Source organism: Pedobacter sp. (genome assembly GCF_035566355.1).
GTDB lineage: Bacteria > Bacteroidota > Bacteroidia > Sphingobacteriales > Sphingobacteriaceae > Pedobacter.
In genome coordinates this window covers 1-9,637 of sequence record NZ_DATMRL010000514.1, presented here as the reverse complement: position 1 = coordinate 9,637, position 9,637 = coordinate 1, and the positions used below count along the sequence as shown (strand labels likewise).

Below are 9,637 nucleotides of genomic sequence, written 5' to 3'. Positions count from 1 at the left end.
GTATCTGGTAATCTGGATCGTTTGGTTGGGCCCGAGATCATAGGTATTCATGCCCCAACGGCAGGTACGGGAGAAGGTGCAAGTCCAATTGGCGGATTTTTATACAACAGTCAAAAATCCCCGAACAACTATACCGGCTTTTTTGAAACCAAAGCAGGTTATGCCATGTTGGATTTGAAATTAACTAAAGATTTAAGACTTACCGGTGGGTTGCGTTTTGAATCTACCAATATTCAATCGGCGGTAGATACTTCTGGGGTGTTCCTGGATCCTGCACTAACGGCACCCGGAACCAATATACCACTTACCCTGACCAGTCCGAACTCTGTGTATAAAGTAAAATTCAAACCTTATTATTCTTTAAATACGACTTATAATTTCAGAGATAATATGAATTTCAGGGCAGGGTATAATACCACTCTGGCCAGACCGGAACTCCGGGAAATTACCAATGTATTTGAATTCGATGCTTTTCAAATGGGTTTAGTTGTGGGTAACCCGAACTTGGTTAATCAATATACACAAAACCTGGATTTCAGGTGGGAATGGTTTCCGAATAACGGAGAGGTTATTGCAGTTTCCCTTTTTGGTAAACGCATTAAAAATCAGCTATACAAGGTGTTTAGCTTACAAACCAGCGGTTTGGCAGCTACTTATCCGGAGTATCCGACAATCAGATTTGAGAACGATCCAAATACGGGTAAAGTATGGGGTGTAGAATTAGAAGTTGTTAAAGACCTGGGCCGGATCTGGGACCCGTTGCGTAATTTTTATATGGGTGCTAACCTGCTGCTTGCACAAAGTGACATTAAAAAATCACCGGAAAGACTGGAAGCCAACCGTTCTTTAGACAGACATACGCCCGAAAACAGCCCCTTGTTTGAACAGGCCCCATATTCAGTAAATGGATGGTTGAACTATGATAATAAGAGATCAGGAACCAGTTTGACCGGAACTTTTAACATGGTGGGGGAACGTTTGATCCAGATCAATTTAACCGGAGAACCAGACTTGTATACCCGACCTGTACCAGTACTGGATTTTGTATTCAGCCAACGCTTGTCTAAACGGATCATTTTTAAAGGTTACACCAAGAATATTTTAAACCCTGCCGTTCAAACGGTATACGCCAATCCTGGTACAGGAGGAAAATGGTATGGTAACCAATATCTAAACCGCAGTTATAAAAGGGGTGCAGAATTTATGATGGGGTTCACCTATAATTTGTATTAAAGATGAAGAAATTAAAGAAATTTATACAGCATTTACCTTTGAACCTGGGTTTTTGTATGCTGCTGGCATTCAGTGCCTGTAAAAAGGATAAACAGGATTTTAGATACGATAATCGTGATATTACTGATGCCCGTAAAAATTCCGCTGTACGGGTAATTAACCTGGGTAAATTTAACCAGGTAATTATGAGTGGCGACACACTTACAAATTATGTGGTACGCACCCTGGCAGAGCCTTTGAAAATTTATCCCGGCACCAAGTTTTTCCCAAGCGATGGCCGTTTAGGGACCACCTGGAACATCCCCCAGGAATTATTGAAAAATGGAAAAGCGCATCTGCTGGCCGAAGATATCTCTGAGTTTGGTGTTCAGGACAGGATTAATTTCGATATCCAGGAAGACGGACAGCAGCCTGTAGATTATTACGCGCTGGTTTCCAACCGTACAGGAGGGACCCCGGTTCAGCAATTCATTAAAGTTCCAAGATCTGTAGCCTCCCCATCTGACCCTGCAAAATTTAAGATCAGGATACTGAACCTTTCCTCTACCGTAGCCATAAATGGAATGGAAAATCTGGTTGGTCCAATGACCCTGACCTGGGCAGACGGTACACCAATAAGTAATAAAACCAGTAACATTCCGCCCGGTCAATATTCAGAATACGTCGAATTATCTTATACGACGGCGCAACTTAAAGTATTGACTTCTGCAGGAATCCAGGTACCAGGCGTATCTTCCGACCTGATCTTTCCAGCTACTTCGACCATTCCGGGTAACACGGGGTGGCCACCTGTAAATACCAATCTTACCTATACACCTTTTAAAAGCTATGCACCGGGAGGGATTTATACCATTGTGATATCTCCCTATTTCTTTAGGACACCTTATTTATCGGGTAATCCAGGTGAAGAGAGCAAAGATTATCAAAACGGTATGCGAATTATCAGTGACATCAGTGAGCCGCTTAACAATACTTATGCAAGGGTTCAGGCTATAAATGTATTGCCTGGCGTGGATGGGGTTAAGATAATGATGAACAGCAAAGTCCTGGGCAGTGCACTTGCCTATACAAGCCATACAGAATACCAGGAGTATATTACGGGGACTTATAACATCGAAGCAAAAGATGCGGCAGGCACTGTATTGGCCAGCACACAGTTGAAGCTGGATGCCAATACCAATTTTAGTTTGTGGCTTTATCCAGATGCAAACGGTAAAGCGACCATCGTTTCGGTACCGAATGATTTAAGTAATATGATCCCGCGAACAGACGCGACTGATGATGGAACGTATGCAAGGAATAAACTGGATTATCCTTTTGGATTGCGTTTCCTTAATTTATGTCCGGATTTACCTTATTTAACATTTACAAAGGGCAACGGGCAGGTCTTTGTAGATAAATATAACACCAATCCCAATGCCTCCAATAACATCAGGCCTGGAATTTTTCCTATAGAATATCCTTATATACAGATTCTGCCGGAAGAAGCGCCTTACCAGGTGATGGCTTATCGTTCTACACCAACGGTGGTTCCGGGGAGCTGGGCAAGTGACATTCCGGTAATCAAAGGAAAAGACCTGGTTGCCCGACCAGAATTGTATGTGCGTGGCGGATTACCAAACCATGAGCCAGGCATTTATACCATTGCACTGGTGGGGAGTACCAAGCCCTCGGCACCCGGTGGTCAAAAAGCTAAAATGATTATTCTGAAACATACCAAATAAAACAGATGATGTTAAGATCAAAAATTCAAAATATCCTGGCGTTTGCTTCCGTTGCCCTGCTTTTCTTTATGGCAGGCTGTTCGAAAGTAGAGTATAAAAAGATTGATGACCCGGCCTATTTAAGGGTTTTTAATAACCTTAACTATAAGATAGGAATAGACAATAAAGATGAATTGTTACCATTTTTAACCATGCTGATCGACCCTGAAATCGGGCAGGATGGTGTTCCAACACATGCAGCAATCAAAGGTGATTTCCTGGATCAGCGTGAACCTTATGCACCTCCTTATCCATCACATGTGGGTAGTGGAACGACTAAAAACAATCCCGAATATCCCGGCCGGGAAAATGTTCTGGTTGGTCCGGTACTAAACGGTTATGATCTGAGCAGCTGGGCCCAGGTCCCCTCAGGTAAACACCGTATTGTCTTTATGTTTCGTCCAAAAAATGAGATTCCTTTCTTTGATCTGGAAACCAAACTTAAAAAGAATGTGCTGATTGATACGACCATCGTACTGGACAGTAAAGAAGTGTATACTTTGCATGTCTTGCAGAAAGATTACCAATCCAGGAAAAATGGAATTTATCTGAGAAAAGAAAACTTTCAAAAGCTACCGCTTTCCGACTCCCTTATCTATGTGAACTTTTACAACATGAGTTCTAAAGGCTATTGGGAGGCAGATAACGAAGCAAAAGGAGGTACGACTTATGGCATGGGAGCCCTGGGTAACGGGATCAGAGATGAAATGAACATCTTTTTATCCCTGTATAAAAATTCAAATCCGCTGCCGGCCGGAAGAATCCCTGGCTATGGAGGAAAATATCTGACTACTTTAAAGCGGAATTCAGAGGTGCTTGAAGTGAGCCCATACTTTAGTTTTCCTTTATTTGCCGATGGTACTTCTGATGGCATCCATACAGAGATGTGGCAGCGTTTCGATTTTTTTGCTAAAGGAATGGACCTCACCAATAACCCTTATGGTCAGTATACACCGCTCACCGACAACAACTGGGCTTCGGTAAACTGCTTTATGTCTGGTAAAACACCCCAGCCCGGAATGGAAAATGCGGTCAGTTTACCCAATATGATTGTCAATATCCATTCTGGTAAATATAACCCACGTTCCTTCGCAACGGTAAATACCATTGAAATTGTAAATGGGCGTGCTTACCTCACTACTATTCAAAGAAAGTATGCACCTCCAATTTATTAAGGACCTAATTAAAAGCGCAAACAAATGAACATCAAAAGAATAGGTAATACATGTCTTTTTCTCCTTTCCATGTTATTGGTATTGAGTTTCAATTCCTGTAAACATAACGATCTGGAAATCGACAAACTCAATGATAGTTTCAGGCCTGCGGCCGACTTTGTTAAAAATAATTATGACCTGTCGCTCTTTTCAGCTGCCATTGAAAAAGCAGGTTTGACCCAAAAATTAAATGGTACAGGCCCTTTCACCATACTTGCACCCAGTAATGATGCTTTTCATATTATGGGGATTAACAGGCCATCAGATTTTGACAAGATGAACCCCGACACCCTGAAGTTTCTGGTTGAAAGGCATATCCTTGATCGCAGGCTGCTGGTTAGGGATATTCCGGCGAATGGCATTGATGTCCGGTATCATACGCTTGCCGGAACGGAGCTATTTACTTCCGTTTTTAGCGGCAGCAAACCATCCATGATTTTTTTTAACGGGTCTTATGTTACCAGACAAGATGTAACCATTGCAAACGGGAACCTGTTTGTTCTGCAACGGGTAATGAAGTCGACGGCTAAGACAACGGTACAAAGCTGGCTGGCTACACATGCACAGTACAGTATTTTTGTAGGCGCATTAAAGAAGTTCGGATATTGGGATGAGCTGGCCACTGAGGGCTCATATACCGTGTTCGCACCCAAAAATGAGGTTTTTGAAGCGGCCGGACTTACCGAAGAAGTGATGGAGAGCTTAAATCCGGACAGGTATATGCGCGCCCGCTTATTTGGAAGCTATATATTCCGTAAAAAACATTTCTTCATTTCAGATTTCTATGTCATTGCTCAAATTAATAATGATGGCGGGTATAACCGTCAGATTGAGGACGATACCTATTATATGGCAATAGGTGGGGCTGCCGGTGCTTATTATCAAAATACGGCTTACAGCATGGAAGTCAGGACAATGAAAAATTATCCTTATGAAATTGTTTCCCGGGTTGGAGGGAACTCCCAGATCGGTATAGATAATTTAACGGATAATGGGATTGTACAGGACCTTCAGGGCCTGTTGATTCTGCCAGAGCAAGCATTAAAAAATAATTAACAGGATCTAATTGCATTAAAAAGATGAATATAAAATTATATCAAGCTGGGAATGCCTTAAAACTACTTGCCATTTGCATGTTGTTTTTATCCTTGGTTTCCTGTAGGAAAAAGGAATTCCAACCAGAGGTGGAGGGCGCAAAGATTCCTACCCAGGACCTTACAATTACATTAAAAGAAGTACTCGAGGCCTCTCCATATACCCTGTTTAAAGCGGCCTGGAAAAAAAGCAATATGAACAGTATTCTGGAAAAAAAGGGAAGTAAAGCCCAGTTTACTTTGCTGGTACCCACAGATGCAGCATGCGTTGCGGGTGGACTTACGCAGGAGTTCATCAATCAAACCCCTTCTGAGCTCCTGGACAGCATATTGTTGTACCATACATTGATCGGTGCAATAGACGCCAAAACTTTGAGTACCAGAGGTGAAAATACCATTGGAGTGTCTTTACTGTCCAATCCGTACCTAAGAGTGTTTGGGTATGAGAACCTGTATTTGACGGACGTGTATGCCTACAGACAATACCTAAATGTTTTTGGTTCAGACCTATATATCAATAACAAAAAGAGAAGTAGTGCGGTACCTACTCAAGCAAAGAATGGTATGCTGTGGCCTATAGATCAGCTTTTGAAAAAGCCAACCAAAACCATCTATGAGGTTTTAAAAGAAGATGGCCGTTTTGGAATGTACATTGGTATTATGGAGAAAACTGATGAGCTCTGGGACGAGGCCATGGGGGGCATGGTTGACCGCGCTAAATTCAAGACTGGACTATCTGTTTATTCTTATTCAGATCGCAGTCCTAACATTCGGTTTACCTCCATTTTTGCGCCAACAGATGAAGCTTTCCATCAGGCCGGCTTTAAAAATATAGATGATCTGATGACCTTGAACAGCCGTGCTCCACTCCCTTATTTTGATTGGGATACCTACGAAGCGGTAGGCAATGGTTATGTAACAGATACCTTGCTCACGATGCACCGTTGGGGAAGGCTGTTTGAGCCATACAACAATATGGTCGGAAAAGGACTTCCTATGCCGGATATTTTTTATGCAAACGATCTGAACAACCGTTTGCTGGGAAATTATACGCTAACCACTTCCAATGATGGCAATTTACCGATCTATAAAATGCCATTGGATTTCGGTCTTGATGCCAATGGACGTGTAACTGTTAAAGCCAAAGAATCACCTTATCCGGCAGCGGCAGTCATAGAAAAGGACATCAACACACTGATGGGGCCAATCCATGTGGTTGACCGTTTGATCCCACCAAAGGATTTTAAATATTAACCGCACAAGTTTTAAGAAGAAAGATGAAGAATTTTAAATATATACTCCTGCTCCTGACCATTATTGTATTTGGCTGTAAAAAGGAGACAAAGGATGATGTGAGAGACAACAGTAAGATCAGCGCCATTATTGCAGATAACTTTAACCTATCTGTTTTCAATACGGCCCTGGTACGCACTGGCCTGGCTAAACAGATCGATCGGGAAGGGCCATTTACAGCTATCGCACCTTCAGACGAAGCTTTCAGGTTGGCAGGTTATCCAAACACGACCAGTATTCTGTCTGCAGTTCCGGCAAGAATTTCTGCTATTATGAATTACCACATTTTAAACGGACGATATGAGTTTAATAAACTCCCTTTTTTGTTCAACCAGGAAATCAAATCTGCCAATGGCGGAAAGCTTTTTGTTACCCACTGGGTTAAAGGACCAGATACGGTATTAACCATCAATGGTTCAAGAGTGCTCTCGCAAAATATAAAAGCTTCCAATGGACTGATTCAGGTAATTGACCGGGTGCTGGAACCCTATACCTATAGTTATGTAACAGATGCAATTGCATCTGACCGGAATCTGACTTTATTTTATCAGGCTTTACAGCGTGCAGGACTGATAGAGACCTTAAATGGAAAGGGCCCCTATACTGTATTTGCAGCAAATAATGCGGCTATGACAGCTTTTGGGTTGAGTTCTGTTGAGGCCATTAATCAAATGGACCCCGCTGTGTTGCTTCGTTTAATGCGTTATCACATCATTGCCGACCGCAGGTTTGTATATGATTATATATTGAGTACAGGAAGCTCAGGTAAAAGTGAGCAGTCCATGCTGGACGGCAATTCTGTTCAGGTAAAATTAAAGCCTGATCCACAGGTGGCTGGTGCCTTTATCGGGATAGAACTTTTGGGAACCGGGAATACAGCTATGGTGCAATTGGATCGGCGAGATCAGCTCACAGGAAACGGCGTAGTACACACCATTACCAGTATGTTGAAAATCACACAGTAATTAAGATTTTAGAGATGATAGTAAAGAATATACTTCACAAAATATTTTTATTCCTGATTCTGTTTCTGCCGTTTGCAGCAATGGGACAGGAAACCAGCGGTACTTTGAATGGTACTGTGTTTGATGCTACTGGACAACCTCTTCCGGGGGCTACGGTAATTGCCGTTCACCAGCCTTCGGGTACACGTTATGCCACTTCAGCAGATCAGAAAGGACGTTATTATCTGCCCAATTTGCGTATAGGCGGACCTTATTCCGTGGAAGCGGCGATGATCAGCATGAATACCGATAAAAAAGAAGGGATCACGATCCGTTTAGGGGCTTCGATCCTATTGAACTTTGCATTGAAAGACCAGGCACAACAACTGGGAGAAGTGGTGATCAAAGCAACCAAAAGAGGAGCACAGGCCAGTACCTTTGGTTCAGGCAAGAACATCAGTGCCGATCAGGTGCGCAATATGGCCACCGTGTCCAGAAGCATTACCGATATCACCCGGTTAGTACCGCAGGCCACCAAGGACAATAGTTTTGGCGGGACGAACTTCCGCTACAACAACGTGACCATAGACGGGGCGATCAATAACGATGCGATTGGCTTCAGCCCATCTCTGGGCGGACAGTCGGGTACCTCCGGCATGGCCGGAAGCTCCACCCGAACCAACCCGATCTCGCTGGATGCGATAGAAGACATGCAGGTATATCTTGCGCCCTATGATGTGAAGATCGGCAATTTTACCGGGGGATCGGTAAATGCCGTTACCCGTAGCGGAGCCAATACTCTAAGTGGATCTGTATATGGCTTTGGCCGTAATGCGGCCCTGACCGGTAAGGACCGCGTGGGTACACTAGGGAAAATGAACAGCGATTTTTACGATTATCAGAGCGGCTTTCGCATCGGCTTTCCGCTGATCAAAAATAAGTTGTTCTTCTTCAGCAATGAAGAGATCACCAAAAGACAGGATCCTGCACAACTGAAAGCCGGAGAGGCAGAGACGGCCCGGATCCTGAGCCTTGCCGATGCTGATGCGATCAGTGGCTCTAAGCTGATGGCAGCAGGTACGGCCGGGGATTTCAACACCTATTCCAAATCGCATAAGTTCTTTAACCGTTTGGACTGGAACATCAATGACCACCACCAGCTGGCGGTACGGAACAATACCATCATTTCCGAGGCCACTCATATGGACCGCGACCAACAGGATTTCCGCTTCAGCAGCATGGGCTTTTTACAGAAGAACAACCAGAGCTCTACGGTAGCGGAACTCAAAAGCCGTTTTGAGCATGGCCTTTCAGGCAATTTATTGGTGGGTTATACCCGTGTAAACGACTCCAGAAATCCTCTGGGCGATCCAAGCCTGCCGCAAGTACAGATTGCCGGGCGCAGCCCCGGCACCACCATTTATCTGGGTACTGATAGGGAAGCGAGCATCTTTAATATGAAGCAGCGGACATTGGAGCTTACCGCGAATTTGAGCTGGAACCTGGGCAAACATACCCTGACCATGGGTACCCACAATGAACTCTACAAGATCAATTACGGATTTGTGAACGCCTGGAACGGCAGGGTAGACTACCTGAGCATAGAAGACTATTTAAGCAACAACCCTTACCGGGTGCGCGGGGCTTATAACTATAGCAACAACAACCGGGAGGATATCCTGGCCAACCCGGGCGCAGTTTTTAATGTAAACATGTACAGTGCTTATGTTCAGGACGAGATCCGGGTATCCGATAAACTGAAAGTGATTCCAGGCTTAAGGGCCGATATGACCGACCTTCCGGAAAAGCCTGAACTGAGTGATAAGGTCCAGAATGCCCTGGCCGATCCTTATTTTGGCAATACCTATAGTTATACGCCATTAAGCCGGATCCGGAACAAATACCTGAATAAGGTGCAACTGTCTCCAAGAGTAGGTTTTCGTTACGACTGGTTTGGCGATCAAAGCCTGATCTTGCGTGGAGGAGCAGGCCTGTTTACCGGAAGAATCCCTATGGTCTGGATCGCCTATGCCTTTTACAACACCGGAAACAGTTATGGAGGCTTTGATCAGAAGGCCGATCAGAAACCCTTTGTT

Annotated in this window: 7 protein-coding genes; all 7 read left to right on the top strand. The window is 44.0% G+C overall.

All coding sequences use genetic code 11. The features are described 5' to 3' along the window. Positions 1 to 1,233: TonB-dependent receptor domain-containing protein (locus VNZ46_RS19975; protein ID WP_325561910.1), on the top strand; the 1,233-nt coding region annotated here is incomplete at its 5' end. Between the two features lie 2 nt (positions 1,234 to 1,235). Further along, a complete protein-coding gene (locus VNZ46_RS19970) occupies positions 1,236 to 2,957 on the top strand; it encodes a DUF4397 domain-containing protein (RefSeq protein WP_325561908.1) in 1,722 nt (573 codons plus the stop codon). A 5-nt stretch (positions 2,958 to 2,962) separates the two neighbouring features. Beyond that, positions 2,963 to 4,171, top strand: a complete 1,209-nt coding sequence (locus VNZ46_RS19965; RefSeq protein ID WP_233173569.1) for a hypothetical protein — start codon at positions 2,963 to 2,965, stop codon at positions 4,169 to 4,171. Between the two features lie 24 nt (positions 4,172 to 4,195). Continuing rightward, complete coding sequence (locus VNZ46_RS19960) at positions 4,196 to 5,266, top strand: fasciclin domain-containing protein (RefSeq protein ID WP_325561905.1); 1,071 nt, start codon at positions 4,196 to 4,198, stop codon at positions 5,264 to 5,266. A 23-nt stretch (positions 5,267 to 5,289) separates the two neighbouring features. Beyond that, entirely contained in the window at positions 5,290 to 6,558 is a 1,269-nt protein-coding gene (locus VNZ46_RS19955; RefSeq protein WP_325561903.1) for a fasciclin domain-containing protein, read from the top strand. Positions 6,559 to 6,581: 23 nt separating this feature from the next. Next, positions 6,582 to 7,562: a fasciclin domain-containing protein gene (locus tag VNZ46_RS19950; protein ID WP_325561901.1), complete on the top strand. Its 981-nt coding sequence runs from the start codon at positions 6,582 to 6,584 to the stop codon at positions 7,560 to 7,562. A 14-nt stretch (positions 7,563 to 7,576) separates the two neighbouring features. After that, a partial coding sequence (locus VNZ46_RS19945) for a TonB-dependent receptor (RefSeq protein WP_325561899.1) occupies positions 7,577 to 9,637 on the top strand: 2,061 nt, incomplete at its 3' end.

What these genes read in the sequence shown, in the direction of transcription:
- VNZ46_RS19950 (WP_325561901.1), top strand. Translation starts at nt 6,582, where the DNA reads ATGAAGAATTTTAAATATATACTCCTGCTCCTGACCATTATTGTATTT.
- VNZ46_RS19970 (WP_325561908.1), top strand. Translation starts at nt 1,236, where the DNA reads ATGAAGAAATTAAAGAAATTTATACAGCATTTACCTTTGAACCTGGGT.
- VNZ46_RS19960 (WP_325561905.1), top strand. Translation starts at nt 4,196, where the DNA reads ATGAACATCAAAAGAATAGGTAATACATGTCTTTTTCTCCTTTCCATG.
- VNZ46_RS19965 (WP_233173569.1), top strand. Translation starts at nt 2,963, where the DNA reads ATGATGTTAAGATCAAAAATTCAAAATATCCTGGCGTTTGCTTCCGTT.
- VNZ46_RS19955 (WP_325561903.1), top strand. Translation starts at nt 5,290, where the DNA reads ATGAATATAAAATTATATCAAGCTGGGAATGCCTTAAAACTACTTGCC.